General features: G+C 69.6%; 21 protein-coding genes, 2 tRNA genes and 1 pseudogene. 11 read left to right on the top strand and 13 right to left on the bottom strand.

Annotation, left to right across the window (positions count from 1 at the left end; translation table 11 throughout):
- The first annotated feature begins 78 nt into the window (after positions 1-78).
- The 5 genes from ACFSNB_RS10370 (at position 79) to ACFSNB_RS10350 (ending at position 4,967) form a co-directional block, all read left to right on the top strand.
- A complete protein-coding gene (locus tag ACFSNB_RS10370; protein WP_377316204.1) occupies positions 79-462 on the top strand; it encodes a hypothetical protein in 384 nt (127 codons plus the stop codon).
- Between the two features lie 165 nt (positions 463-627).
- Positions 628-1,542, top strand: a complete 915-nt coding sequence (locus ACFSNB_RS10365) for a transporter substrate-binding domain-containing protein (protein ID WP_377316202.1) — start codon at positions 628-630, stop codon at positions 1,540-1,542.
- Positions 1,539-4,478 carry a hybrid sensor histidine kinase/response regulator gene (locus ACFSNB_RS10360; RefSeq protein ID WP_377316200.1) on the top strand — a complete coding sequence of 980 codons (2,940 nt, stop codon included), beginning with the start codon at positions 1,539-1,541 and terminating at the stop codon, positions 4,476-4,478. The genes ACFSNB_RS10365 and ACFSNB_RS10360 overlap by 4 nt, the downstream gene beginning before the upstream one ends.
- Before the next feature lie 184 nt (positions 4,479-4,662).
- A tRNA-Pro gene (locus tag ACFSNB_RS10355) sits at positions 4,663-4,739 on the top strand.
- Between the two features lie 151 nt (positions 4,740-4,890).
- Positions 4,891-4,967, top strand: a tRNA-Pro gene (locus ACFSNB_RS10350).
- Positions 4,968-5,098: 131 nt separating this feature from the next.
- Here ACFSNB_RS10350 and ACFSNB_RS10345 read toward each other — a convergent pair.
- The 3 genes from ACFSNB_RS10345 to aat form a co-directional block, all read right to left on the bottom strand.
- Positions 5,099-6,457 carry a methyl-accepting chemotaxis protein gene (locus ACFSNB_RS10345; protein ID WP_377316198.1) on the bottom strand — a complete coding sequence of 453 codons (1,359 nt, stop codon included), beginning with the start codon at positions 6,455-6,457 and terminating at the stop codon, positions 5,099-5,101.
- Positions 6,432-6,956: a PAS domain-containing protein gene (locus tag ACFSNB_RS10340; RefSeq protein ID WP_377316196.1), complete on the bottom strand. Its 525-nt coding sequence runs from the start codon at positions 6,954-6,956 to the stop codon at positions 6,432-6,434. The genes ACFSNB_RS10345 and ACFSNB_RS10340 overlap by 26 nt, the downstream gene beginning before the upstream one ends.
- A 162-nt stretch (positions 6,957-7,118) precedes the next feature.
- Positions 7,119-7,793, bottom strand: a complete 675-nt coding sequence (gene aat / locus ACFSNB_RS10335; RefSeq protein WP_377316194.1) for a leucyl/phenylalanyl-tRNA--protein transferase — start codon at positions 7,791-7,793, stop codon at positions 7,119-7,121.
- A 110-nt stretch (positions 7,794-7,903) separates the two neighbouring features.
- Here aat and ACFSNB_RS10330 point away from each other — a divergent pair, with 110 nt between their 5' ends.
- From ACFSNB_RS10330 to ACFSNB_RS10315, 4 genes are all read left to right on the top strand, one after another.
- Positions 7,904-9,385, top strand: coding sequence for a nicotinate phosphoribosyltransferase (locus ACFSNB_RS10330; RefSeq protein WP_377316192.1), 1,482 nt, complete (start codon positions 7,904-7,906; stop codon positions 9,383-9,385).
- Positions 9,386-9,571: 186 nt separating this feature from the next.
- On the top strand, positions 9,572-10,891 hold the full coding sequence (locus ACFSNB_RS10325; protein WP_377316190.1) for a B12-binding domain-containing radical SAM protein: 1,320 nt from the start codon (positions 9,572-9,574) through the stop codon (positions 10,889-10,891).
- Positions 10,892-10,964: 73 nt separating this feature from the next.
- Positions 10,965-11,249: a hypothetical protein gene (locus tag ACFSNB_RS10320; RefSeq protein WP_377316188.1), complete on the top strand. Its 285-nt coding sequence runs from the start codon at positions 10,965-10,967 to the stop codon at positions 11,247-11,249.
- Between the two features lie 236 nt (positions 11,250-11,485).
- A complete protein-coding gene (locus ACFSNB_RS10315; protein WP_377316186.1) occupies positions 11,486-12,649 on the top strand; it encodes an OmpA family protein in 1,164 nt (387 codons plus the stop codon).
- Between the two features lie 61 nt (positions 12,650-12,710).
- On the opposite strand, the gene ACFSNB_RS10310 is transcribed toward ACFSNB_RS10315, so the two are convergent.
- The 10 genes from ACFSNB_RS10310 to ACFSNB_RS10265 all read right to left on the bottom strand — a co-directional run bounded on the left by ACFSNB_RS10310 (position 12,711) and on the right by ACFSNB_RS10265 (position 24,778).
- A complete protein-coding gene (locus ACFSNB_RS10310) occupies positions 12,711-13,538 on the bottom strand; it encodes an SDR family oxidoreductase (protein WP_377316184.1) in 828 nt (275 codons plus the stop codon).
- Positions 13,535-14,080, bottom strand: coding sequence for a thioesterase family protein (locus tag ACFSNB_RS10305; RefSeq protein ID WP_377316182.1), 546 nt, complete (start codon positions 14,078-14,080; stop codon positions 13,535-13,537). Before ACFSNB_RS10305 ends, ACFSNB_RS10310 begins: the two co-directional genes overlap by 4 nt.
- A gap of 190 nt (positions 14,081-14,270) precedes the next feature.
- Positions 14,271-16,055: an acyl-CoA dehydrogenase C-terminal domain-containing protein gene (locus ACFSNB_RS10300; protein ID WP_377316180.1), complete on the bottom strand. Its 1,785-nt coding sequence runs from the start codon at positions 16,053-16,055 to the stop codon at positions 14,271-14,273.
- A 101-nt stretch (positions 16,056-16,156) separates the two neighbouring features.
- On the bottom strand, positions 16,157-18,535 hold the full coding sequence (locus ACFSNB_RS10295) for a 3-hydroxyacyl-CoA dehydrogenase/enoyl-CoA hydratase family protein (RefSeq protein ID WP_377316178.1): 2,379 nt from the start codon (positions 18,533-18,535) through the stop codon (positions 16,157-16,159).
- A complete protein-coding gene (locus ACFSNB_RS10290; protein ID WP_377316176.1) occupies positions 18,535-19,671 on the bottom strand; it encodes a thiolase family protein in 1,137 nt (378 codons plus the stop codon). Before ACFSNB_RS10290 ends, ACFSNB_RS10295 begins: the two co-directional genes overlap by 1 nt.
- 220 nt (positions 19,672-19,891) lie before the next feature.
- Positions 19,892-20,278: a MerR family transcriptional regulator gene (locus tag ACFSNB_RS10285; protein ID WP_377316174.1), complete on the bottom strand. Its 387-nt coding sequence runs from the start codon at positions 20,276-20,278 to the stop codon at positions 19,892-19,894.
- Positions 20,279-20,403: 125 nt separating this feature from the next.
- Positions 20,404-22,095: a long-chain-fatty-acid--CoA ligase gene (locus ACFSNB_RS10280; RefSeq protein ID WP_377316172.1), complete on the bottom strand. Its 1,692-nt coding sequence runs from the start codon at positions 22,093-22,095 to the stop codon at positions 20,404-20,406.
- A 131-nt stretch (positions 22,096-22,226) separates the two neighbouring features.
- Positions 22,227-23,522 carry an OmpP1/FadL family transporter gene (locus tag ACFSNB_RS10275; RefSeq protein WP_377316170.1) on the bottom strand — a complete coding sequence of 432 codons (1,296 nt, stop codon included), beginning with the start codon at positions 23,520-23,522 and terminating at the stop codon, positions 22,227-22,229.
- A gap of 186 nt (positions 23,523-23,708) precedes the next feature.
- Positions 23,709-24,356: a DUF6134 family protein gene (locus ACFSNB_RS10270; protein WP_377316168.1), complete on the bottom strand. Its 648-nt coding sequence runs from the start codon at positions 24,354-24,356 to the stop codon at positions 23,709-23,711.
- Positions 24,357-24,472: 116 nt separating this feature from the next.
- Positions 24,473-24,778, bottom strand: coding sequence for an SCP2 sterol-binding domain-containing protein (locus ACFSNB_RS10265; protein WP_377316166.1), 306 nt, complete (start codon positions 24,776-24,778; stop codon positions 24,473-24,475).
- 415 nt (positions 24,779-25,193) lie between these two features.
- On the opposite strand from ACFSNB_RS10265, the gene slyA reads away from it, so the two are divergent.
- Both slyA and ACFSNB_RS10255 read left to right on the top strand, forming a co-directional pair.
- Positions 25,194-25,652 (top strand): transcriptional regulator SlyA, encoded by a 459-nt coding sequence (gene slyA, locus ACFSNB_RS10260; RefSeq protein ID WP_377316164.1) that lies wholly within the window; start codon positions 25,194-25,196, stop codon positions 25,650-25,652.
- Positions 25,649-26,017 (top strand): annotated as a pseudogene (locus ACFSNB_RS10255) (biotin/lipoyl-binding protein); the annotation flags it as partial. The gene slyA and the pseudogene ACFSNB_RS10255, both read left to right, overlap by 4 nt.

Genomic DNA, 26,017 nt, shown 5'->3' with positions numbered 1-26,017 from the left:
ACCAAGCCTCTTGCCAGCGCGGCGGCGGCCGGGTTGACTGGGGCCGCCATCGCCGCCGTCACGCCAGGAAACAGCCCCATGACCCACCCCGCCTCCGCCCTTCCCCTTGGCGAGGACCAGCGCGCCCTGGTGGCGATGCTGCGCTTCGTCGCCCGCAAGACCGCCGCCGGCGACGCCGATCCGCGCACCCGGGCGATGGCCGCGATCCTCGACCGCGCCGCCGCCGGGCTGGAGCGCGACGGCCGGTTCGACGAGGGCCAGGACCCGCCCGAACTGGCGGCGCGGGCCTTCGCCGGCTTCGCCGCCTTCCTCCAGCGCCAGATCCTGCCCGAGGCGGTCGCCCACGCCAATGAAGGCGGCGAACGGCAGGTGCGGTTCGCCATCGACCTCGCGATGGAAAAGGTCCACCACCTGCTGACCGCCGCCGCCGCCGGCGTCAAGGGGGATATGACCCCGTCATAGCTTCCCGTCCCCTGCCGTTGGGGCTAATCTCTATGCTACAGCGGATAGAGAGCCCCTTTCCTCCCGGCCGACAGGGCCGAACGGCAGACAGAAGACGATGACGGCCCAGCAAAGCGGTATCGGCATCCCCCCGCCGCCGGCCCGACAGGACGGCGGGAGGCGGGCATGAACCGGCGGCGGGCGCTGGCCTGGGCGGCGGCGCTGCTGGCCCTGGTGGCCGGTCTGGTCGCGCTCGGCCACGACTGGTCCTCCGACGATTCGCTGCGGCGGTTCCAGGCCGGGGCGCCGTTCCGCATCGGCTATGCGGTCGAGCCGCCCTACGCCTTCCTGCAGAATGACGGCACCGTCACCGGCGAGGCGCCGGAAATCGCCCGCCGCATCGCCGAGCGGCTGGGCATCCGCGCCATCGAATGGCGCCAGATGGATTTCGCCGAGCTGCTCGACGCGCTCGAGGCCCATCGCATCGACCTGATCGCCGCCGGGATGTTCATCACCCCCGAGCGCGAGGCCCGCGCCCTGTTCTCGCTGCCGACCATCCATGTCCGCCCCGGCCTGCTGGTGGCGCGCGGCAATCCGCGCCGGATCATCGCCTACCAGCGCGCGGCCGGCCGGGCCGAGCTGACCCTGGCGGTGCTGTCGGGCTCGGTCGAGGAACAGATCATGCGCCGGCTGGGGGTGGCCGAGCCGCGCCTGCTGGTGGTGCCCGACGCCCTGTCGGGGCGGCAGGCGGTCGAATCCCGGCTGGCCGACGCCCTGCTGCTGTCCGAGCCGACGGTGCGCTGGATGGCGCGCAACGGTCAGCTCGGCCAGACCGAGATGGTGCTGCCCCCGGTTGAGGCCGATCAGGCCTATGGCGCCACCGCCTTCGTCTTCGCCCCCGACGCCGGCCGGCTGCGCGACGCCTGGAACGCCGCGCTCGGCCGTTATCTCGGCAGCCCGGGCCATCGCCGCCTGCTGGCCGGGCTGGGACTGGCCGACCCCACCCTGCCCGCCCCCGCGCCCCCTGCCCCTGCCCTTGCCCCTGCCCCTGCCCCTGCCCCTGCCCCCTCCCCGCCGCCGCAACCGGACCCGCCCCGATGAGCCTGCCCAGCGATCCGCTTCCCGCCCCCGCGCCGCGCCCGCCGGCCCCGACCCTGCTCGGCCGCTGGATCCTGCTGGCGGTGCTGCTGGGGGCGGTGGTGGTGGGGCTGCTGTCCTGGCTGCATTTCGAACAGCGCGCCTCGCTCCAGCAGGCGGCGCGGCGGCTGGGCGAGCTGCGTCAGGCCCGGCTCGACCTCAGCCGCGGCTTCCTCCAGGCCAGCCTCGATGACGGCCATGGCGCCACCCCCTTCAGCCGCGAGGCCGGGCTGGCCCTGCTGATGCAGGCGGTCGGCTCGTTCGAGCGGGCGGTCGATCCCGCACCGGGCGGCGCCGCCGATGCCGAGGGCTTCCGCCGCAGCCTGGGCGAGTTCCAGCGCCAGCTCGAAACCTGGCGCCACCTGCCCCCGGGCGACACCCGCAGCGCCGTCGCGCTGCGGGTCGCCTTCGCCGACCTCGAACGCCGCACCGGCCGGGTCGATGCCGAGGGCCAGCGCGACATCGAGGTCCTGGGCGCCACCGCCGACCGGGTGTTCGCCTGGAGCCTCGCCGGCTCGCTGCTGGCGCTCGGGCTGATCATCGCCATCGTGCTGATGCTGGCCCGCCGCACCAGCCAGGCCTTCACCGAGCGGGTCCGCCTCGACGCCAGCCGTCAGGCCAGCGAACACCGCTTCCGCCGCCTGTTCGAGGCCGCCCCGGTCGCGCTCGGCTTCGTCGCCGCCGACGGCACCTTCCTGCTGCGCAACCACCGCTTCCTCCAGACCTTCGGCTATGGCCCGGACGAAATCCCCACCCTCGACGAATGGTGGCGGCGGGCCTATCCCGATCCCGCCTACCGCGGCGAGATCATGGAAGCGTGGAACACGGCGATGGCAGCCGCCGCCCGCACCGGCGGCGACATCGAGCCGATGGAATGCCGCGTCACCTGCCGCGACGGACGGGTGCGCACCATGCTGCATTCGGCCATCGCCCTCGACACCGGCCATCTCGGGGTGTTCCTCGACGTCACCGACCGGATCGAGGCCGAAAACGCCCTGCGCGACAGCGAGGCCCGCTTCCGCTCGATCGGCGCCTGCGCCCAGGACGGGGTGGTGATCATCAACGAGCGCGACGAGATCGCCTTCTGGAACGCCGCGTCGGAACGGATCTTCGGCTACCGCGCCGACGAGATCCTCGGCCGCCGCACCTGCGACCTGCTGGTGCCGGCCCGCTACCGCCGGCTCTACCGGCGCGGCCTCGCCAGCTTCCGCGCCGCCGGCGAGGGCAATCCGCTCGGCCGCACCATCGAGTTCATCGGGCTGCGCAAGGACGCCACCCCGTTCCCGATCGAACTGTCGCTGTCGGCGGTGCGCCAGAACGGGCAATGGATCGGCATCGGTCTGGTGCGCGACATTTCCGACCGCAAGCGGCAGGCGGCCGAACTCGACCGCCACCGCCACCGGCTGGAGGAGATCGTGCGCGAGCGCACCCGCGAGCTGGCCCAGGCCAAGGAGCAGGCCGAGGCGGCGACCGAGGCCAAGAGCGCCTTCCTCGCCAACATGAGCCACGAGATCCGCACCCCCCTCAACGCCATCCTCGGCCTCGCCCAGATCGGCCGGCGCGAACAGGCCGGCCGCTCCGGCCATGAGCTGTTCAACCGCATCGTCGAGGCCAGCCACGGCCTCAGCCAGGTGATCGACGACATCCTCGATTTCTCCAAGGTCGAATCCGGCAAGATGGCGGTGGAATGCATCCCGCTCGACCTCGGCGCGGTGATCGACGGCGCGGTCGAGATGCTGGCGCCGCGCGCCCGCGGCAAGGGGCTGCGCCTGACCGTGCGCGAGGCGGCCGAGCTGCCCGCCCGCTGCCTGGGCGACCCCAACCGGCTGCGGCAGGTGCTGGTCAACCTGCTCGGCAACGCGATCAAGTTCACCCCCTCGGGCGGCTCGGTCACCCTGACCGCCGTCACCGACGGCGCCCGGCTGCTGCTGGCGGTGGCCGACAGCGGCATCGGCATCGCCCCCGAGATGGTCGAGCGCCTGTTCAAGCCGTTCGAGCAGGCCGACGGCTCGACCACCCGCCGCTTCGGCGGCACCGGGCTCGGCCTGTCGATCTGCCGCGATCTGGTCGGGCTGATGGGCGGCCGCATCGCCGTCAGCAGCGTCCCTGGCGGCGGCAGCACCTTCACCGTCACCCTGCCGCTGGTCGGGGCCGAGCCGCCGCCGCCCTGGCCGGCGGAAGAGATCGCCCTGCTCGGCCTGCCCGAGGACGAGGCCGATCTGATCGCCGGCGCCGCCCCCCGGGTCCGCCGCGGCCCGGCCCCCGCCACCGCCGATTCCGCCGCCCTGCTGGTCACCGACGCCGCCGCCCTGGTCAATCCGGCGCTGCGGGCCCGGATCGAGGCCCGCCTCGCCCAGGGCGGCCAGGTCGCCGTGCTGACCGATCCCGGCCAGCCGCCTCCGCCGCTGGCCGGGGCGATCCCGCTGGAACGGCCGCTGCGCCCGCGCCTGCTGCGCCGCCTGCTGACCGAACCGCCGCCCGCGCCGCCGCCCGCACCGGGCCGCCGCCTCGCCGGGCTGCGGGTGCTGGGGGCCGAGGACAACCCGGTCAACCGGCTGGTGCTGGAGGACATGCTGAGCGGCGAAGGCGCCCGGCTGAGCTGCTTCGAGAACGGCCGCCTCGCCCTCGACGCGCTGCGCGAAACCGGGGCCGGCGGATTCGATCTGGTGCTGACCGACGTGCAGATGCCGGAAATGGACGGCTACGACCTCGCCCGCGCCGTCGGCCGGGTCGCCCCCACCCTGCCGGTGATCGGGCTGACCGCCCATGCGATGGACGAGGAACGCCGCCGCTGCGCCGCCGCCGGCATGGTCGAACGGGTGGTCAAGCCGGTAATGGTCGATGATCTGGTCGCCGCCATCCTCCGCCACCTGCCGCCCCGCCCGCCGCGCCCGAGCTGACCCGCGCCATCGGCACGACACCGTCAGGTGACACGGGCTCCCGCCCGTGGGCCCGGCCGGGGCGATGCCCCGGACCCCCTTCTTTTCGGGCCGGGCCGGACCGGGCGGACGGGAAGGTGATTTTTTACAAAATTTCGTTTGCCTGGGCCGGGGGATACGGCTATAAGACGGGCCTCGCCGCTGACGGAGTGTAGCTCAGCCTGGTAGAGCACTGTCTTCGGGAGGCAGGGGCCGGAGGTTCGAATCCTCTCACTCCGACCATCCAACGCGGTTCGCCGCGGCGAGACGCAAAAAGCCCTGGTTCGCAAGGACCAGGGCTTTTTCATATGCCGGCGGCGCCTTTTTTCATTTCGGCGATCTCGGCGGTTGGCAAAGCCCACGGATCGGACTATAAGACGCCCCTCCCCGGTGACGGAGTGTAGCTCAGCCTGGTAGAGCACTGTCTTCGGGAGGCAGGGGCCGGAGGTTCGAATCCTCTCACTCCGACCATCCCCGGGAGAACGAATAACCCGCCCAGTCCTCGACTCGGCGGGTTTTTCGTGTCTGCGCGCCGGCCCGAAAAAAGGAGGCCGGGCGTTGCCGCCCGGCCCAAGGTGGGGGGACCTCGCAGGGACAGAACCTCAGATCACCTTGCGCAGCTCGGACAGGAAGCCGGCCACCGCCTGACCAAGCTGTTCCGACTGGCGCGACAGGTCGCCGGCGGCGGCCAGCACCTCTCCGGCGGCATGGCCGGTTTCCTCCGCCCCCGCCGACAGGCGGTGGACGTTGGCGGTCACCTCGCTGGTGCCCTGGGCCGCGCGCTCGACATTGAGCGCGATTTCATGGGTGGCGGCGCCCTGCTGCTCGACCGCCGCCGAGATCGCCGCCGCATATTCGCCGACCTTGCCGATGGTGTCGGCGATCGAGCGGATCGCCGTGGCGGACTCGCCGCTGGCCGACTGCACCGCCGCGATCTGGGTGCCGATCTCGCCGGTGGCGCGGCCGGTCTGGTTGGCCAGCCCCTTGACCTCGCCCGCCACCACCGCGAAGCCCTTGCCCGCCTCGCCGGCCCGCGCCGCCTCGATCGTCGCGTTCAGCGCCAGCAGGTTGGTCTGGGCGGCGATGTCGGTGATCAGGCCGACCACCTCGCCGATCCGGGTCGAGGCCTCGGACAGGCCCTGGACCAGATCGTTGGTCCGGCCGGCCTGGGCCACCGCCTCGCCGGCCACGGTCGAGGATTTGGCCACCTGGGCGCTGATCTCGCGCACCGAGGCCGAAAGCTGCTCGGCGGCGGCGGAAACCGTCTCGACATTGTGCGACGCCTCCTCGGCGGCGGCGGCGACCTTGGCGGCGATGCTGCTGGTGGCGGTGGCGGTGCGCGCCATCCCCTCGGCGGTGGCGTGCAGTTCGGCGGCGGCGGCGGAGGTCAGCCGCACCACCTCGCCGACCGAGGCCTCGAACCCGGCGGTCACCTTGGCGAAATTGTCCACCTTGCGCTCGATCGCCTCGGTGGCGGCGTTGATCTGGCGGGCGCTGACCAGGAACTGGCCCAGCATGCCGCGCTCGACGATGCGGCGGAAATACTGGCCCCGGCTGACCGCCCCCATCGAGGCGGAAGCCTCGCGCACGAAGGAATCGGTGCGGTCGATCAAATCGTTGGTGGCGTCGATCAGGCTGCCGACCGCGCCGGTCTCGCGATAGCCGACCAGCCGCGCCTCGAAATCGCCCGCCGCCACCGCTTCCATCGTCGCCGCCGCCTGCACCATCAGCCGGCGCAGCCGCCGCAGCATCACCAGCGTCGCCACCGACAGGGTCAGCGCCAGCGCCGCAATCCCGAGCGACAGCAGCGAGGTTTCCCCCACCAGCGCGTCCTCCAGCACGATCGCCAGCGCGGTCAGCACCGTGCCGCCCGCCGCCCAGCGGGCCAGACGCAGCGAGGAGAAGCGGGCATTTCCGGCCGAACCGGGCTTCAGGCTAGAGCGAGAAGATGAAGCGGTCATAGCCGACTCCCAATTGCTCGAGGTGGGCGCGCAGATGGGCCTCGCCGGCGGCGACCGCCGCCTCGGGATCGCCCTCGGCCTGTTCCCGTTCCCGCAGCGCGCGGTAGAGCGGGATGATCACCCGCTCGAGCGGCGCGCGCTCCGGCACGCGGCGGTTGGAATGGAAGCCGATGATCCGCTGCTCGGCGTCGAAGCTGGGAGTGACGTGGGCCAGCACCCAGTAATGGTTGCCATGGTGGGTGCGGTTGACGACGTAGGCGAACATCTCCTTGCCCGCCTTGATCCGCCGCCACAGCTTGCGGAACAGACAGCGCGGCATGTCGGGATGGCGGATGATGTTGTGCGGCTTGCCGATCACCTCGGCCTCGGTGAACTCGCTGACCTCGAGGAAGGCGCGATTGGCATAGGTGATCGTCCCGGCCGGGTTGGTCTTGCTGACGATCACCTGATCGGCGTCGAAGAAACGTTCCTGTCCGGTCAAGGGTAAGGCTGGCTTCATCGCAGACCCCCGGTTTGGGTCACATCCGGCGGATCAGCGATCCGCGGCAACCGTTCTCTGGACGCATTCTGCCATGATGCATAAACCAAACGCCATAGAGTTATGCCCCTATTCGGCGCATTTTTTCAGCCACATATCATTTATGGGTCATTTACCATTACGTTAAGGATGGGGGCTCGGCCCCTCCGCCGGCAGCGGCGCCAGCGCCGCCGCCAGCACCGCCGCCCCGCCCCAGCCCGGCGCCGGATCGAACCGGGCCGGACAGGCCAGCGCGGCGGCGAGACGGCGGCGATAGGCGGCGCGCGGGATCTCGATCGCGCCGAACTGGCGCAGATGGTCGGTGACGAACTGGGTGTCGAGCAGCCGGAAGCCGCCTTGCTTCAGCCGCGCCACCAGATGGACCAGCGCCAGCTTCGAGGCGTCGGTGGCGCGCGAGAACATGCTCTCGCCGAAAAAGGCGCCGCCGAGCGCCAGCCCGTACAGCCCGCCGACCAGATGGCCGTCCTGCCAGCTTTCGACCGAATGGGCCAGCCCGACCCGATGCAGCGCCCCGAACAGCCGGACGATCTCGCCATTGATCCAGCTGTCGGGCCGGTCGGGTGTCGGGGCGCCGCAGGCCCGGATCACCGCGTCGAAGGCGGTGTCGCAGCGCACCTCGATCCCGCCCCGGCGCAGGGTGCGGCCCAGCCGGTGCGGCACATGGAAGGTTTCGAGCGGCAGGATGCCGCGCCATTCGGGATCGACCCAGTACAGCCGGGTGTCGTCGCGCTCGCGCGCCATCGGGAACACCCCGCAGGCATAGGCCTCGACCAGCCGCTCCAGACTCAGCCGTGTCATGCTCGCCTCCGGTTGCGGCGGCGCGTCGGGCGGTTGCCCGAGCCCGTCCTTTCGTCCATAGTCGAGGCAGGTTTTCCTTCCTGCCCAAAAATTGATCGAGTTCGCGCGTCATGGAGGTCGAGTTCAACCCGATTCTGGCGGTCGACAGCTACAAGACCAGCCACAAATGGCAGTATCCCGACGGTACCAGCCATGTCTCCTCCTACGTCGAGGCCCGCGCCGACCACAGCGGACTGGCGGTGCCCGGGGTGGTGACCTTCGGGCTCCAGGCCTATCTGCGCCGGCTTGCCGCCGCCCCGGTCACCGCCGCCTTCATCGACCAGGCCCGGACCCTGTTCGCCGCCCACGGCGTGCCGTTCTACGAGGAAGGCTGGCGCCACATCCTCGCCCGCCACGGCGGCCGCCTGCCGGTCGAGATCCGCGCCGTCGCCGAGGGCAGCGTGGTGCCGCCCGGCCATGCCCTGGTCCAGCTGGTCAACACCGACCCGGCGGCGTTCTGGCTGACATCCTACCTCGAAACCGCCCTGCTGCGCGCGGTATGGTATCCCTCGACGGTGGCGACCCTGTCCTGGGCGGTCAAGCGCCTGTTGCGCGAGGCGTGGGAACAGACCTCCGACGCCCCCGAGGCCAGCCTCGATTTCAAGCTGCACGATTTCGGCGCGCGCGGCGCCTCCTCGGCCGAAACCGCCGCGCTGGGCGGCATGGCCCATCTGGTCAATTTCCAGGGCACCGACACCGTCGAGGCCCTGCTCGCCGCCGCCCGCTTCTATGACGAGCCGATGGCCGGCTTCTCGATCCCCGCCGCCGAACATTCCACCATCACCAGCTGGGGCCGCGCCGGCGAGGCCGACGCCTACGCCAACATGCTGCGCCAGTTCGGCGGCCCCGGCCGGGTCGTCGCGGTGGTGTCGGATTCCTACGACGTGTTCCACGCGGTCGAATCGCTGTGGGGCGGCCGGCTGCGCCAGCAGGTGCTCGACATGGGCGGCACCCTGGTGATCCGCCCGGATTCCGGCGACCCGGTCGAGGTGGTGGCGCTGGTGCTGCGCCTCGCCGCCAACGCCTTCGGCACCAGCCGCAACAGCAAGGGCTACGAGGTGCTCCACCCCGCCGTGCGGGTGATCCAGGGCGACGGCATCAATCCCGCCACCATCCGCGCCATCCTCGCGCGGATGCAGGCCGACCGCTTCGCCATCGACAACATCGCCTTCGGCATGGGCGGCGCCCTGTTGCAGAAGGTCGATCGCGACACCTTCTCCTGGGCGATGAAGGCCTCGGCGATCCAGTGTCACGGCGTCTGGCGCGACGTGTTCAAGCAGCCGGTCACCGACCGGGGCAAGGGCTCGAAACGCGGCCGCCTCGCCCTCTGCCGCGACGCCGCCGGGGACTGGCACACCGTCCCCGCCGGCAGTTGCGCCGAGGCCGACGACCTGTTGCGGCCGGTGTTCCGCGACGGCGCCCTGCTGGTGTCGCACCGCTTCGCCGAGGTGCGCGCCCGCGCCGCCGCCGCCCTGCGCGACGCCGCCCCGCGCCACAGCGGCGACGGACCCGCCGCCCCGGCCCCGGTTCTGGCCTCGGCCGAGGCCGGCTGAGGCCGCCGGGCCCAGAGTCGCGCCCCGGGCGGACCTGTCATCGATGCACTTGAAGAACGCGGATCGTCTGCGGCATTCTCCCTGCTTTCGCAGAAATCGGGGGAGGCTGCTAAACCCGCGCGTTCATGGAGCGGGAGAGCGCCTTCCCCTTTCTTCCTCTCCCGGCCAAAGTTCGCAGCGAGTCTGATGCGCCTTCTGATCATCCAACCGTCCCACTACCGCTCGCCCACCGAGCGGGTCGTGTTCAAAAGCAAACGCCGCTCGGTGGTGCCGCTGACCCTGCCCTATCTCGCCGCGCTGACCCCGCCCGAATGGACGGTGCGGCTGATCGACGAGCAGTTGGAGGAGATCGACGACACCGCCCCGGTCGATCTGGTGGCGATCTCGTGCTGGACGCTGCATTCGGTGCGCGCCTACGACATCGCCGCCCGCTTCCGCGCCCGTGGCGTCAAGGTGGTGATCGGCGGGCCGCACGCGTTCTTCTACAACGAGGAGGCGCTCGATCATTGCGACGCGGTGGCGATCGGCGAGGCCGAGCCGATCTGGGCCACCCTCCTCGCCGACGCCGCCGCCGGCCGGTTGCAGAAAATCTATCGCGCCGAGCCGCTCGAAAACCTCGCCGGGCTGCCGATGCCGCGCTACGACCTGCTCGACATGCGCCGCTACGGGCCGTTCCGCACCTTCACCCTGCAATCCTCGCGCGGCTGTCCGTTCCAGTGCGATTTCTGTAGCGAGCGGCTCTACCTGGGCGGCCGCTACCGCTGGCGCCCCGCCGCCGAGGTCGCCGAGGAGATCCGCCGCTGCGGCGGCCGCAACCTGTTCTTCGGCGAAAGCAATTTCGGCGGCAACAAGCCCCGCGCCCTCGAACTGATGGAAGCGATGATCCCGCTCAAGGTGCGCTGGTCCACCCTGTGGTCATCGCATCTCTGCCTCGACGAGAATTTCCTCGACCTCGCGGTGCGCAGCGGGGTGCTGCACGTCAATATCGGCATCGAAAGCATCGATTCCGCCACCCTCAAGGCGATGCGCAAGACCGCCAACAAGGCCAATCGCTACGACGAGATGGTCGCCAACCTGCGCAAGCGCGGCATCAGCTTCTCGCTCAATTTCATCTTCGGCTGGGACGGCGAAAGCCCGACCGTGTTCGAGTCCACCCTTGAATTCCTTGAGCGCAACAAGGTGCCGGCCGCCTATTTCAACATCCTGACCCCGACCAAGGGCACCAAGCTGTACGAGGAGTACCTCGCCGCCGGCCGCATCCTCGATCCCGACTCGATCGACCGCTGGCCCGGCCAGCTCTGTCAGATCCGGCCCGAACAGGGCAGTCCGGCCGAGCTGGAAGGCCACATCCAGCAGATGTATCGCCGCTTCTACAGCCTGCCCTCGATGCTGCGCCGCCTGCCGCCGCCGCTCACCCAGGCCAACATCGCCTCGTGGGTGATCAACTGGTCGGAACGCCGCATGCACGGCTCGGCCCAGGGCAACAACGATTTCGACGGCTATTGAGAGATCTTCCGCCGCGCCCCACATCGAGGGCGAGGCCGCCCCGTCCCGGGCGCGGCGGGAGAAGCCCGACGAGATGACCGTCCGTGACCGCCTCGCCGCCCTGCGGCCCGGCCCCAGCGCCACCATCGCCCTGTGGCTGGTCGCCACCGTGCTGCTGTTCCTGCTGGTGCCCAACGGGCCGGAAAAGCGGTTCGCTTTCGGCTTCGGCAGCCTGCTCTATCTGCTCGCTCTGCCGCTCGGCCTCGCCCGCCCCGCCGCGATCCTGCCCTGGCGCGCCGAACCCCGCCGCTGGCAGGCCGCCATGACCTGTGGCGCGCTCGCCGCCTATACCGCGCTGCTCGCCCTTCTCAGCCGCTGAACGCGGGGCGCCGCCCCGCACCCCGCCAAGGGCCGCAAGGCCCTTGGAACCCATGACTTTTTCGCACAGCCTCAGCCCCGAGCCATGCGCGGGGGCGGTCAAGCCGTTGATGATCCTGCACTACGCGCATTAGGGGATAATTATCGGAATATTGCTTATAAAAGATATTTGGCGCAATGTTTTGGTTGATTTTTACGATGTGAAATTTCCAAAAAAATACCAAGAGGGGGATCATCATGACCGTCCGATCGTTTTCGGCCCTCCGGCACGCCGGGCCGCCCGCCCTGCTCGCCCTCCTCCTGCTCTCCGGCTGCGTGATGTTCGAGGACAATGTCAGCCAGGGCTATGCCACCAACAAAGATTTCGATGGCAGCAAAATCTCCTTCACCACCGCCGATGTCCGCACGGTGATTTCCCGGAACCGGTTCGGCGATGACCCCCAGAACAACCAGAACAAAAAGATCATATGCAGCGAGCCCAGCCCGGACATCGCGATGGCCATCGCGATGGTCAGCAAGTTGAGCGCCGACCGTAGTCAAGAAGTCAGCACCACCGTCAAGGAATTCAGCGGGAGTGCCAAGGAAACGATGGGGGTCACCGCCGAGCACAACCTTACCCAGACCCTGACCCAACTGGTCGGCCGTTCGGTCGCGGTTCAGGCCCTGCGCGACGGCACCTTCCGCGCCTGCGAGGCCTACGCCAACGGTGCCATCGACAAGGACGAATATGCCCTGATCCTCAGCCAGTATGGCGATGTGCTCTCGACCCTGATCCTGGCCGAAAACGCCGAAAAGAGCAAAATCGACGCCGTCGCCGGCAATTACGTCGCCTATTCCCTGCCCCGCCTCACCCACGCGATGTTTGTCGCCTGCGTGCAGAACAAGAAGATAGCGACGAAAGGACAAGTCAACCCAAACAATGAAGGAAACCCATTTCTTGACAGGTTCTGCGAGAGTTTCGCCAGTCAGGACGGCCTGAAAACAATCATGGCCGACATGCAGCCGACGCCCTATTCCGCCCCCGCCGCCGACAAGGCCGCGAAGGACGACAAGGCCGCGACGGCCGCCGTCAAATCCTGGACGGTGGAGTTCACCAGGACCTACGAGCTGAACGCGGTGGAAGCGGCCAAGATCAAGGACGCCGCCACGGCCCTGACCACCGCGCTGAAGACCGACAAGACCGCCACCCTCAAGATCGTCGGCCACGCCACCGAAACCCCGCCACCGCCGGCCGGCACGACCAACGAGGGCGTCGCCCTGAAACGGGCCGAAACCGTGATGAACATCCTCGTCAACGCGCACCAGATCGACTCGGACAAGATCGACCCCAGCGGCGACGCCAAGAGCGAACCGAAACGGAAGGTCGCGGTCATCACCCTGAAAACCGCGCCCCCCAAATAGCGCCGGCCCGCGCCATCGCGGCGATGCCGGGGACAGCGCCGCCGTCCCCGGCATTGTTGTGTCAGTCCGGCGCGACGAACAGATCGGGCAGCGGGATCCGGCCCGGCACCACCGCGTAGCGGGCGAAATCGGTGACGCCGCTTTCGGCCAGCGCCTCCTCGTCGAGATAGAACCGGCCGGTATGGGTGCGCGACGGCCGGGTCAGGATCGCGTGGGCGGCGTCGGCGACGATTTCCGGCCGGCGGCAATGTTCCGGCCGGATCGGCGCGCCGACCACCCGCATCGCCGCCGTGTCGATCAGGGTGCGCGGCCACAGCGCGTTGGCGGCGATGCCGAGCGGGCGGAATTCCTCGGCCCAGCCCAGCACCAGCAGGCTCATCCCCATCTTGCTCAGCGTGTAGGCCGGATGGGGGCCGTACCAGCGCGGATCGAGGCTGGGCGGCGGCGACAGGGTCAGGATGTGGGGATTGTCGGCCCGTTTCAGCGCCGGCAGGCAGGCCCGGGTCAGCGCGAAGGTGGCCCGCACATTGACCCCGACCATCAGGTCGAACCGCTTCATCTCGGTCTCGGCGGTGCCGGTCAGGCTGATCGCCCCGGCATTGTTGATAACGATGTCGATCCCGCCGAACCGCTCCAGCGCCGCCGCCACCGCGCGTTCGATCTGGCTTTCGTCGCGCACATCGACCTTCAGCGCCAGCGCCTGCCCGCCCGCCGCGACGATCTCCTCGGCCGCTTCGTGGATGGTGCCGGGCAGGGTCGGATGCGGCGTCTCGGTCTTGGCGGCGAGGACGATGTTGGCGCCGTCCTGCGCCGCCCGCAGCGCGATCGCCTTGCCGATGCCCCGGCTGGCGCCGGTGATCAGCAGGGTCTTGCCGGCCAGCCCGCTCATGCCGCCACCTCGGCGCGCGGCGCCGCCGGCTCCAGGCTGCGGTCAAGCTCGCGCCACGCCCCGGCCCAGGCCGGCGGCGGCGGCGGGGTGCCGTTCCAGCCGGCCTCCGCCACCACCTCGGCCGGCGCCACCACCCCGGTCGGACCGACGAAGGCGGCGCGCATCAGGGCATGGCAGGCCAGCCCGTCCGGCCCCTCGATGCGATGGTCGAGATACAGCCAGCGTTCATCCCACCCGACCAGCCGGGTCTTCAGCGTGAAGGGCTGGAACGGCCGCAATTGGCGGCGGAAGCGCACCACGCTGCCGGCCAGCACCGCCTGCCAGCGCCGCCGCAGCACCGCCCGCCACAGCCCGCCCCGCACGACCAGATCAAGCCGGCCGAGATCCATCACCGCCAGATAGCGGGCGTTGTTCATGTGCAGGTTGAAGTCGAGATCGCTCGGCCACACCCGGAAATTCAGTTCCGACTCATCCAGCAGGCCCAGTTTCGGCCGCCGCCCCGTCGTCGCCAGCACCCGGGCCATGCGAAACCACAGGCTCATTGTCTGATCCTCCCAAAGAACGCGGGGCGCCGCCCCGCACCCCGCCAAGGGCCGGAGGGCCCTTGGAACCCAGTCCTTGTCCTTCACGCGACCGGCGCCCAGGGTTGCAACCGCGCCGGTCGGACGACCTCCAAGTGATGGGATCCAAGGGCCTTGTGGCCCTTGGCGGGTCGAGGGCAGCGCCCTCGTCTTAAAACGCCGCCTCCTCGAACCCGAGGATGCTTTCCCCCCCGGCCATGATGATCGAGAACAGCGCCCCGGTCTGCGGCAGCAGCCGGTCCATGTAGAACCGGGCGGTCGCCAGCTTGGCGCGGTGGAAGCCGTCGGGATCGTCGTCGAGCTTGCCCCGGCTGATTTCGGCCATCCGCGCCCACAGGTAGCCGAGCGCCACCAGCCCGAACAGGCGGAGATACTCGGTCGCCGCCGCCGCCGCCTCGTCCGGCTTGGCGAGGCCGACCCGGGCGATGTGGGCGGTCGCCTGCTGGAGGCGGACGAACGCCTTGGCCAGCGGCTGGATCAGCGCCGCCTGGGATTCGTCCTCGATCCGGGCGTTGATGAAGTCCGACACCGGATGGAAGAAGCGGCGCAGGTTGCGCCCGGCCTGGGCCGGCAGCTTGCGCCCGATCAGGTCGAGCGCCTGCACCCCGTTGGTGCCTTCGTAGATCTGGGCGATGCGGCAATCGCGCACATATTGCTCCATCCCGTGTTCGCGGATGTAGCCGTGCCCGCCGAACACCTGGAGGCCGAGATTGGTCGATTCGAAGCCAAGGTCGGTCAGCAGCGCCTTGACCACCGGGGTCAGCAGGGCGACGAACTCGCCCGCCGCCGCCCGTTCGGCCGGATCGGCGGCGCGTTCCTCGTCATCGACCGCGCGGGCCACCCACAGCGCCAAAGCGCGGCTGCCCTCGATATAGGCGCGCTGGGTCAGCAGCATGCGGCGGACGTCGGGATGGACGATGATCGGGTCGGCCGCCAGTTCGGGATGGGCCGGCGCCGACAGGGCGCGGCCCTGGATCCGTTCGCGGGCATAGGCGACCGAACCCTGATAGGCCGCCTCGGCCAGCCCCAGCCCCTGGACGCCGACCGACAGCCGTTCGGTGTTCATCATCGCGAACATCGCCCGCATCCCCTTGTGCGGCTCGCCGATCAGCCAGCCAGTGGACTCGTCGAAGTTCAGCACGCAGGTGGCCGAGGCCTTGATCCCCATCTTGTGTTCCAGCGCCCCGCACGACACGCCGTTGGCCGGGCCGGGATTGCCCTCGGCATCGACCAGCCGCTTGGGGACCAGGAACAGGCTGATCCCCTTGACCCCCTTGGGGGCGTCAGGCAGCCGGGCCAGCACCAGATGGATGATGTTGTCGGTCAGGTCATGGTCGCCGGCCGAGATGAAGATCTTGGTGCCGGTGATCTTGTAGCTGCCGTCTTCCTGCGGCACCGCCTTGGTGCGCAGCAGGCCGAGATCGGTGCCGCAATGCGGCTCGGTCAGGCACATCGTCCCGGCCCAGGTGCCATCGACCAGCCTGGGCAGATAGAGATCCTTCAACTCGGCGCTGCCATGGGCGTGCAGCGAGACATAGGCGCCGTGCGACAGGCCGGGATACATCCCGAACGACAGGTTGGAAGAGCAGATCATCTCCTCGACCAGGGTGGCGACGCTCTTCGGCCAGCCCTGGCCGCCATAGGCCGGATCGCAGCCGATCGAGGTCCAGCCGCCCTCGCGGAACAGCCGGTAAGCCTCGGGAAAGCCCTGCGGCGTCCGCACCACCCCGTTTTCCAGCCGGCAGCCTTCCTCGTCGCCCGAGCGGTTGAGCGGGTGCAAGACCTGCTCGCACAGCTTGGCCGCCTCGTCGAGCACCGGGTCGATCAGGTCGCGGGTGAAATCCTCGCAGCCGGGCAGCCGCGCCAGCGACTCCCCGTCGAGCAGGTCGAACAACACATAACGCATGTCGCGCAACGGCGCGGAATAGCTGGCCATCGTGAAGTCCCTTCCCTTGCCAGCGCGGGCACCACCCCCCCAAGGGGATCCAAGGGCCCCCGGCCCTTGGCGGGTGCGGGCAGCGCCCGCGCTTTTTTTGTTCAGTTGCGCAACGGCTTGCCGGTCAGCAGCATCGCCTCGATCCGGTCGAGGGTGCCGGGATGGCGCACCAGCCGGTTGAAGGTCGTCCGCTCCAGTTCCAACACCGCATCCTCGCTCAACGGCGCCAGGATGTCGGCGTCGGCGCCGCCCGACAGCACCTCGGCCAGGGCGCCGCACACCACCATGTCGTGGGCGGTGGCCTTGCCCTGCTGACCCAGGCCGCGCAGGGCCATTTCCAGCGCCACCCGTCCGCTCGGCCCCGGCAGGGTCAGCACCGGCGGGGTCGGCGGGGTGTAGCCCTCGACCAGCGACAGCGCCTTGGCCTTGGCGTCGGCCAGCAGCCGGGCGCGGTTCATGGTGATGCCGTCGGTGGGACGCAGGAACAGCAGTTCCTTGGCCTCGGCCGCCGATTTGGCGACGGTGGCGGTGCCGAGGATCTCGAACGCCCGCGCCACCGGCGGCATCGGCCCGTGCGGCAACCCGCCCAGGGTGCTCCAGCGGTGCAGCATCTCCTTGCAGCCGCCCCAGGCCGGGATCAGGCCGACCCCGACCTCGACCAGACCGATATAGCTCTCGGCGTGGGCCTGGACCGCGTCGCAATGGAGCAGGATTTCGCAGCCGCCGCCGACCGCCATCCCCGACGGGGCGCCGACCACCGGGAACGGCGCGTATTTGAGGGCGCGGTAGGTCTGCTGGCCGGCGGCGACCAGTTGCTCGATCTCGGTCCAGGCGGCGATGTTGGCGGCGAACAGGGCCAGACCGAGATTGGCCCCGGCCGAGAAGTGGGTGCCCTCGTTGTAGATCACCAGCGCCTTGAACTCTTTCTTGACCAGACGGATGGTCTTGCCGAGCAGGTCCATGATGTCGGGATCGAGCGAGTTCATCTTGCTGGTGAACTCGAAGCAGGCAACGCCGTCGCCGATGTCCCACACCGCCGCCGAGCCGTTCTTCAGGCGCGGCGGGCCGGCCAGCTTGACGTCCTCCAGCAGCAGCACCCCGGGCGGGCGCGGCAGGCGGCGATAGGCGCCGTCGAGGCCGACCACCTCGCGATGGGCCGCCTCGACCCGGTAGAAGGTCCGGCCGCCGGCCAGTTGCAGCGCCGCCGGCACCGCCCAGCCGCTGGCGGCGATCCGTTCGGCCAGCCACTCGGCGCCGAGCCGGTCGATCAGCTCGAACGGACCGAACTTCCAGTTGTAGCCAAGCCGCATCGCCTCGTCGATCGCCTCGACCGTGTCGGCGGCGTCGCCGAGCAGGGCGGCGGCATAGGTCAGGGTGCGGCCCATCACCGCCCAGGCATAGCGGCCATGGACGCTGTCATGGCTCAGCAGCTTGCGCAGGTCGCGGCCGGCGACGGACAGCGCGTCGATCTCCGGCTTGCGGGTCGGGCGGAATTCGCCGCTGGCAAGATCGACCGCCTCCTTGCGCTTGCCGGCCTCGCGGTTGATCCGGTAGAAGCCGCCCTTGCCCTTGCGCCCGGTATAGCCGGTGGCGATCAGCTGCTCGACCAGCGGCAGCGGCCGGTTCATTTCATGGAACGGGTCCTCGGCCGGCAGCGCGGCGGCGAGGCTGGCATTGACATGCGGCATCAGATCGAGCCCGACCAGATCGAGCAGGCCGAACACCCCGGTCTTGGGGATGCCGAACGGCCTTCCGATGATCGCGTCGGCCGCCTCGATGTCGAGGCCGAGTTCGAACGCCTCGACCACCGCCGCCTGGAGCCAGTAGACCCCGAGCCGGTTGGCGATGAAGCCGGGACGGTCCTTGGCCGCCACCACGCTCTTGCCCAGGGCGAGGTCGGCGAAGCGGCGCACCCGCTCCAGCGCCACCGGGCTGGTGGCCGGGCCGCCGACCAGTTCCAGCAGCCGCATGTAGCGCGGCGGGTTGAAGAAGTGGGTGACGCAGAAATCGGCGGCGAAGGCGGCCGACTGGCCCTCGACCAGATGGGCCAGCGGAATGGTCGAGGTGTTGGACGACACCACGCTGCCGGGGCGGCGCACCGCGTCGATCCGGGCGTAGAGGGCGCGCTTGATGTCGATCCGCTCGATCACCGCCTCGATGATCCAGTCGCAGCCGGCGATGCGGTCGAGATGGTCCTCGATGTTGCCGGGGCTGATCAGCCGGGCGGCGGCGCGGCTCATCAGCGCCGCCGGCTCGGCCTTCTTCAGCCGCTCCAGCGCCCCCTTGGCGATGGCGTCGCGGTCGGCGGCGCCGTCGGGAACGATGTCGAGCAGCAGCACCGGAATGCCGGCATTGGCGACCTGGGCGGCGATCCCCGCCCCCATCGTGCCGGCGCCGATCACCGCGACCCGGGCGATCGGCGGCAGATCGCCCGCCGCCGCCGCTGCCACGTCGGGCACCACCGTGCCGAGCGCGCTCATCACGCCGCCTCCAGCACGGTGGCGATGCCCTGGCCGCCGCCGATGCACTGGGTCGCCAGCGCGTAGCGGCCCTTCTCACGCGCCAGCAGCGCCGCCGCCTTGCCGACGATGCGGGCGCCGGTGGCGCCGAGCGGATGGCCCAGCGCGATCGCGCCGCCGTCGAGATTGACCTTGGCCCGGTCGAGGCCGAGTTCGCCGATGCAGGCCAGCGCCTGACTGGCGAAGGCCTCGTTCAGCTCGATCACGTCGAGGTCGGACGCGGAGATCCCGGCCCGCTCCAGCGCCTTGCGGCTGGCCCCGATCGGGCCGAGCCCCATCACCTCGGGGGCGCAGCCCGACACCGCGAAGCTCTTCAGCCGGGCCAGCACCGGCAGGCCGTGGCGCAGGGCGTAGGCCTCGGAGCAGATCAGCACCGCGGCGGCGCCGTCGGTCAAGGGCGAGGCGGTGCCGGCGGTGACCACCCCGTCGGCGGAGAAGGCCGGCTTCAGCTCGGCCAGCCCTTCGAGGGTGGTGTCGGGACGGATGCAGCCATCGGCGGCGACATGGCCCTTCGGCCCGGTCACCGGGATGATCTCGGCCGACAGCGCGCCCTGGTCGCGGGCGGCGGCGGCGCGGCGGTGGGATTCGACCGCGAATTCCTCCTGGGCCCGGCGCGAGATGCCGCAGCGGGCGGCGACGGTCTCGGCGGTCTCGCCCATGCTGACATAGGCCGCCGGCAGCCGCTCGGCCAGCGCCGGGTTGGGCAGCGGGTTGAAGCCCATCATCGGCACCCGGCTCATGCTCTCGACCCCGGCGCAGACGAACGCCTCGCCCGCCCCGGCCAGGATCGAGCCGGCGGCGACATGGATCGCGCTCATCGACGAGCCGCAGAAGCGGTTGAGCGTCGCCGCCCCGACCGCCTGGGGCAGATCGGCGATGAAGCCGACCAGCCGGGCGAGGTTGAAGCCCTGCTCGCCCTCGGGGAAGGCGCAGCCGAGCAGCAGATCCTCGATGTCGGCGGCCGGGATCCCGGCGCGGGCGACCAGGGCGCGCACCACCTGGCCGGCGAGGTCATCGGGACGGACCGGGGCGAGATCCCCCTTCTTGGCCGGGGTAAAGGGCGAGCGCGCGTACCCGGCGACAACCACCTTGCTCATCGACGTGTCTCCACTGGAAAGGAAGGAACGGGGCCCGTGCAAAAACGCAGGGCTCTGCCCTGCACCCGCCAAGGGCCGCAAGGCCCTTGGAACCCCTGGGTCTGGATCGGGGCCGAGGAAAGGCGCCCGCCCCGAACGACAGACCGGAGAGGTCCAGGAGCCGACGGCTCCTGGCGGGTGCAGGGCAGAGCCCTGCGCAAAAACGACGAGGGGAAAAGGCCTAGGACTCGATGCCCTTGCCGCGCAGCGTTTCGAGGCTGATCCGCTCGATGTCGCGCAATTCGGACAGCGAGGTCTGCACCGCCTGCAACTGGTCCTCGAGCAGGGCGATCCGCCCCCGCACCTTGGTCACCAGCAGCCGGAGTTGCTCGACCTGGGTGGTGTCCACCACGTACAGGTCGAGAAATTCCTTGATGTCCTTGAGGCTGAAGCCCAGCCGCTTGCCGCGCAGGATCAGGATCATCCGCGCCCGGTCGCGATGGGTGTAGATCCGGGCATTGCCGGCGCGCTGGGGCCGGATCAGCCCCTGATCCTCGTAAAAACGGATGGTGCGCGGGGTGATCCCCAGCTCGCGGGCGAGCTCGGTCACCGAATAAAGTTTGTCCATGTCGGCAGGCTGTCCATCGGGCGAGAAAGTGACGTGGAGGGAGGGAAGCTTCCCTATACGTCGGTGTGATAGCATGCGGAACCGCCATGGTCATAGTCCTGTTCACAAGGCTGGGCTGGAAGCGGTCAGACCGCGTCGCGGCGGGCGGGATCGGCGCGGCGTTCGGCCCGCGCCATTTCCTCGGCCACCAGTTCGCGTTTCGACAGCTTGCCGATCATCGTCTTGGGCAATTGCTCGCGGAATTCGATGCTTTTCGGCAGTTCGATCCGCGAGACATGGGAGGCGAGGAACGTGCGCAGTTCCTCGGGCTCGACGCTCATCCCCTCGCGCAGGCGGACGAAGGCCTTGGGCGCCTGACCGCGATAGGAGTCGGGGATGCCGATCACCACCGCCTCGGCCACCGCCGGGTGCTGGTACAGCGCCTCCTCGATCACCCGGGGATAGACGTTGAAGCCGCCGCACAGGATCACGTCCTTGATCCGGTCGGTCAGATAATAATAGCCGTCCTCGTCGCGCTGGCCGATGTCGCCGGTGCGCAGCGCGCCATCGACGAAGGCGGCCGCCGTGTCGCCGGGACGGTTCCAGTAGCCGGCCATCACCTGCGGCCCGCGCACGCAGATCTCGCCGCGCTCGCCCGGGGGGACCAGTTCGGTCGGATCGTGCGGCGCCCGCAATTCGATGGTGGTGCCGGGCAGCGGCAGGCCGATCGCCCCGTCGCGGCGCTCGCCCACCAGCGGGTTGCAGGTCACCACCGGCGAGGTCTCGGACAGGCCGTAGCCCTCGACCAGCCGGCAGCCGGTCAGCTGCTCGAAGCGGTGGGCGACCTCGACCGGCAGCGGCGCGCCGCCCGAGATGCAGATCTTCAGCGAGGACAGGTCAAGGTCGGTCCGCTTCTCCGCCGCGCCATTGATCGCGGTGTAGATCGTCGGCACCCCGGGGAACACCGTCGGCCGGCGCCGGGCGATCAGCTTCAGCACCTGGTCGAGGTCGAAGCGCGGCAGCAGGATCAGCTCGCAGCCGAGGCTGACCCCCAGATTCATCACCACCGTCATCGCGAAGACGTGAAACAGCGGCAACACCCCCAGCATCCGCTCCTGCCCGGCATTGAGCCCGGTGCCGGCGACCCAGGCTTCGAGCTGGGCGGTGTTGGCGGTCAGGTTGGCGTGGGTCAGCATCGCCCCCTTTGGCACCCCGGTGGTGCCGCCGGTATATTGCAGCACCGCGACGTCGCGGGCGGGGTCGATCGCCACCGGGCGCGGCCCGCCGGCATTGCCGATCAGCCGGGCGAACGAGACGTGGCGCAGGTCGTCGGGCACCTCGGCGCATTCCGAGCGGCGCAGCACCGAGAACAGCACCCCCTTGACCGCCGGCAGGATCCCGCTCATCGGGCAGACCACCACCCGCTCCAGGCAGGTCTGTTCCAGCATCGCCGCGACCTTGGGATAGATCTGCTTGAGGTCGAGCGTCACCATCAGGGTGGTGCCGGAATCCTCGATCTGGTGCTTCATCTCCCGCTCGACATAGAGCGGGTTGAAATTGACCACGATCCCGCCGGCCTTCAGCACCGCGTAGTAACAGATCACGAAATAGGGCGTGTTGGGCAGACAGAGGCCGACCCGCACCCCCTTGCGCACGCCGAGATGCTGGAAGCCGCGCGCGGCGCGCTCGACCAGCGCGCCCAGCTCGGCATAACTGGTGCGGCGGCCGAAGAAATCGAGCGCGGGACGGCCGGGGAAACGGGCCACCGCCCGATCGAGCAGATCGGCGACCGGGCCGAGGGCAAGACTGGCCGAAGCCGGATTGAATGCGTTGGTCACCTGAAGGAACCCTCCCTGTCCTGTGGGCGGCGCTCGTGCTGATCTCGCGATCACTTGCCGGCGCTTCTTGCCTTCTGGTTGAGAACCCGGGCGCAAGGACCCCGGTCCGGCAGGACCGGGGTCGCGCGGGGTCAGAATTTCATGTTGAAGCCAAGGCTGACGATATCGACGCTGCTGTCGTACTGGCCGGTCAAGGTGTTGGTGGCCAGCGAGGTCTTCGACACGTCATTGATGTTGGCCTTGTCGGCAAACAGGTGGGCATAGCCGAAATTGAGCTGATTACCCGGGCTGAAATCGTAGCTGTAGCCGAATGACAGCCAGTAGCGGTTGGAGTCGGGGATTCGGGCGGTGCGATGGGCATCCTTGACCGCCGACTGGTCGTAGGCGGTACCGAAATGGAACTTGCCCCAATCCTCGGTGCTGTAGGTGGCGCCAACCGAGAAGAACCAGGTGTCGCGCCAATGTTCCTCGACCACCGACGGATTGCGGCCGTTGGCATATTCGATCCGCAGGGTGCGGAAGGTCGACCATTGCGTCCATTGCAGGTCGCTCATCACCGCCCAGCGCGGGGTGATGTCCTGGTAATAGCCGAGCGAGACGGTGTCCGGCGTGGTCAGCGTCGCCTCGGCGGTGCCATAGGCGAAGGCCGGGTTGGTCGACAGGCCGCCGACGGTGGGAATGCCCTCGAACCGGGCCTTGCCCTGGATGGTGTGATGGACCTGCGAGCGGTAATTGAGGCCGACCCGCGCCGTGGGATCGAATTCCCACAACAGGCCGAGGTCGCCGCCGAAACCGATCGAGTCGCCCTGCACCGTCATCTTGCCGTCATTGGCACCCACCGCGCGGAAGTCGATCGCCTGCGACAGGGTGACCGAGGTATAGTCGATCTGCGGCCCGCCGCCGATCGAGAGATGCTCGTTGATGCGGTAGGACAGCGACGGGCTGACGTTGATGTTGGTGATGTTGCTGGTCAGAGCGTTGTAGCGGCCGACCCAATCGCTTTTGTAGTGCGAACGCAGGCCGAACGGCGCGGTGACCGCCACCCCGAGCTTCCAGTCGGGATTGATGTCCCACAGCGCGTAGGTCGCCCCCACCGCCGCGTCCATGATGGCATCGCCACCGGTGCCGCCGCCGTTGCGGGCGCCGTTGCCCCGGGTCGACACGCCATCGAACTCGGCCGTCGGCATGATCCAGGTGACGCTGCCGCCGGTCTGCGACCCTTCCAGCCGGGCCATGCCGGCCGGGTTGTAATAAATGGTGCTGATGTCGTAGGCCTTGGCGGTCGAACCGGCATAGGCGTTGCCCAACGCTTCCGCGCTCTGCTCGCGCAGGGCGAAGCCGGCGGCTTCGGCCTGACCGCTGGCCGACATGGCGGCCAACAGGCCAAACACCCCCAAAGACGCCGGATGGCGAATGATCTGAGACATGGTGTGGTTTCCTCCCGCGGCGATCTTAGCGTCGCCATTGCTCTTACGCTAACCGTCCATTCTCGTTTCGTCAATAGGTTTACGTTTACGTAATGGGCATGCCCTCCCCTTCCCCTCGGAACGACGATGTTCCCGTTTTGGACGGACGCCCCGCCCGGCGCCGCCCCGGGCGCCGGGCGGACGGGATCACTTGCGGCCGAGCCGGACCATCTCGATCGGATAGCCGGCCCGGGTGAAGGTGGCCCGCAGCAACAACCCGTCCGGGCCGTACCACAGGTCGCGCTCGATGTCGCCCGACACCCGGACATGGTCGGCGCGGGCGCTGCCGCCGTCGGGCAGCGGGATGGTCTCGGTCCCGAGCGTCACCACCTCGACCGCATAGGGCTTGGCGTCGATCACCCCGAACAATTGGCCATGGCCGACGATCGCCCGGCTCCACAGCGTCAGCGGCAGCGCCTCGGCCGGGCGCTGGCCGGCCTCGCCGTTGACCCGCACCGCCCAGGCCCCGCCGCCGCGCTCGGCCTCGGTGTGGGTGCGGGTGCCGTCATCGTCGGTATCGGCCACCATCCGCACCAGCCGGCCGTCCTGCCAGCGTTCCTCGCGGCGGTGGTCGTAGTGGAAATCCATGAACAGCACCCGGGCCTTGGTGTGGGTTTCGACCTGGACCCGGGCGGACTCGCCCTCGCGGTCGAGGCTGACCCGCTCGCGGCCGATCGGCTCGCCCTCCTTGCGGATCTCGTAGGTCAGCACGGTCGGTTCGCCCGCCGCCCGGACGGCGGGCGACAGCAGCAGGCCGACCGCCAACACGGCAGCCGTCGCAACGAAACGGTTCATCGGGATCCTCTCCTCGGAGTTCGTGCAGCGATCGAACCTGGAAAGACAACGCCCGGGGCAAACGCGGGCGTCGTTCCGTCAGGTTCGGGCCGAAGGGGGGGCGGTCCACCAACGCTTCAGGCGATGGCGCCGACCAGCTTCATCGCCACCCCGATCGAGCCGACCACCTTGAGCTTGCCGAGGGCATAGCCGAGCATCGGGTCCATCCGCCCCTCCATCATCCGAATCAGATTGTCGGAGGAGCAGCGGATCACGCAAGCCGCGTCGGCCTCGTCGTCGGGATCGGCCTCGGTCAGCGTCGCCGGGACCGAGCGGGCATCGATCACCCACGATCCGTCGGAGTCGAGATCGAACCGGACCACCGCGCCAATTTGGGTCAGACGGGGCAAGGCTTCGCGTAAATGCTGTTCGACGTCGGCCATTTTTTTTCCTCTCCTGTTCGACCAACGGGATTTTTCCCATTGTTTTTTATAACGTTTACGTAAACGTAATCGGCAACTCAAGCTTCTTCGCCGGGACGTTTTAGGATTTTAATCAGTAAGGGACTCAGCCTATGGCGGGGGGAACAGAAGCGACTAAAGCTTCATTAACAATGCTTTGATTATGGCCACCTTTCGGCGGCGCGCATTGGGCGAGAAAGCCTTGCGGCTTTTGGTCCTATAGTCCTATACGTCAGAGATATCCCCAAAGCGAAATATGGCAAAGGGCCAAGCGCGGCCGCCCGCACCGGGGGGAAGCCTTGATTCGATTGCCTTTCCCCCCGCCCCGCCCTTTCCCCTTGCCGCGATTTCGATAGATGCCTATTTAATAGCAACCAATCAAATTGCGGAGGGTGCGATGCCGCTGGCGGAACGGGAGCGGATCGGTCTCGATCTCGGGCGGCTGGCCCGACTGTGGCGGGCGCGGCTGGACGAGCGGCTGGCCCCGCTCGGCCTGACCCAGGCCAAATGGGTGATCCTGCTCCATCTCGACCGCTGCGGCGGCACGCTCCCCCAGCGCGAGCTGGTGATCCGGGTCGGGGTCGAGGGGCCGACCCTGGTCCGCGTCCTCGACGGGCTGGAACGGCGCGGCCTGATCGAGCGGCGCGACTGCCCGAGCGACCGCCGCAGCAAGATCGTCACCCTGACCCCCGCCGCCGCCCCGCTGATCGCCCGGATCGCCGCGATCGCCGGCACCCTGCGCGAGGAGGCGCTGGCCGGGCTCGATGACGAGGCGCTGGCCGCCTGTCACGCCGCGCTGCGGCGGATGACCCTGAATCTCGAGTCGGGCCCCCTCGAACCGGGCGGGCCGTCATGATCGCCCCGCCCCGCCCGCTGCTGCTGGGGCTCGGCCTGCTGCTGACCGCCGGCGGGGCCGCCGCCTGGGGCTATGGCCGGCTCGGCCACGTCACCGAGACCGACGCCCGGGTGATGGCCGACATGATCACCATCAGCAGCCGGATCGACGGCTGGGTGGTCGAACGCCCGGTCACCGACGGCCAGACCGTCGCCGCCGGCGCGGTGCTGGCGGCGATCGACCGGCGCGAGGCCGACCAGCGGCTCGACGCGCTGGCCGCCCGCGCCGAGGCGCTGCGGCTGGAACGCGAGCGGGTCGAGACCCAGCGCGCGGTCGCCGACGGCGCCAGCCGGGGCGCGCTGGCCGCCGCCACCGCCAGCCGCGCC

The organism is Phaeospirillum tilakii, assembly GCF_042683125.1.
GTDB classification, from domain to species: Bacteria; Pseudomonadota; Alphaproteobacteria; order Rhodospirillales; family Magnetospirillaceae; genus Phaeospirillum; species Phaeospirillum tilakii.
This window is presented reverse-complemented; position numbering and strand designations above follow the sequence as displayed.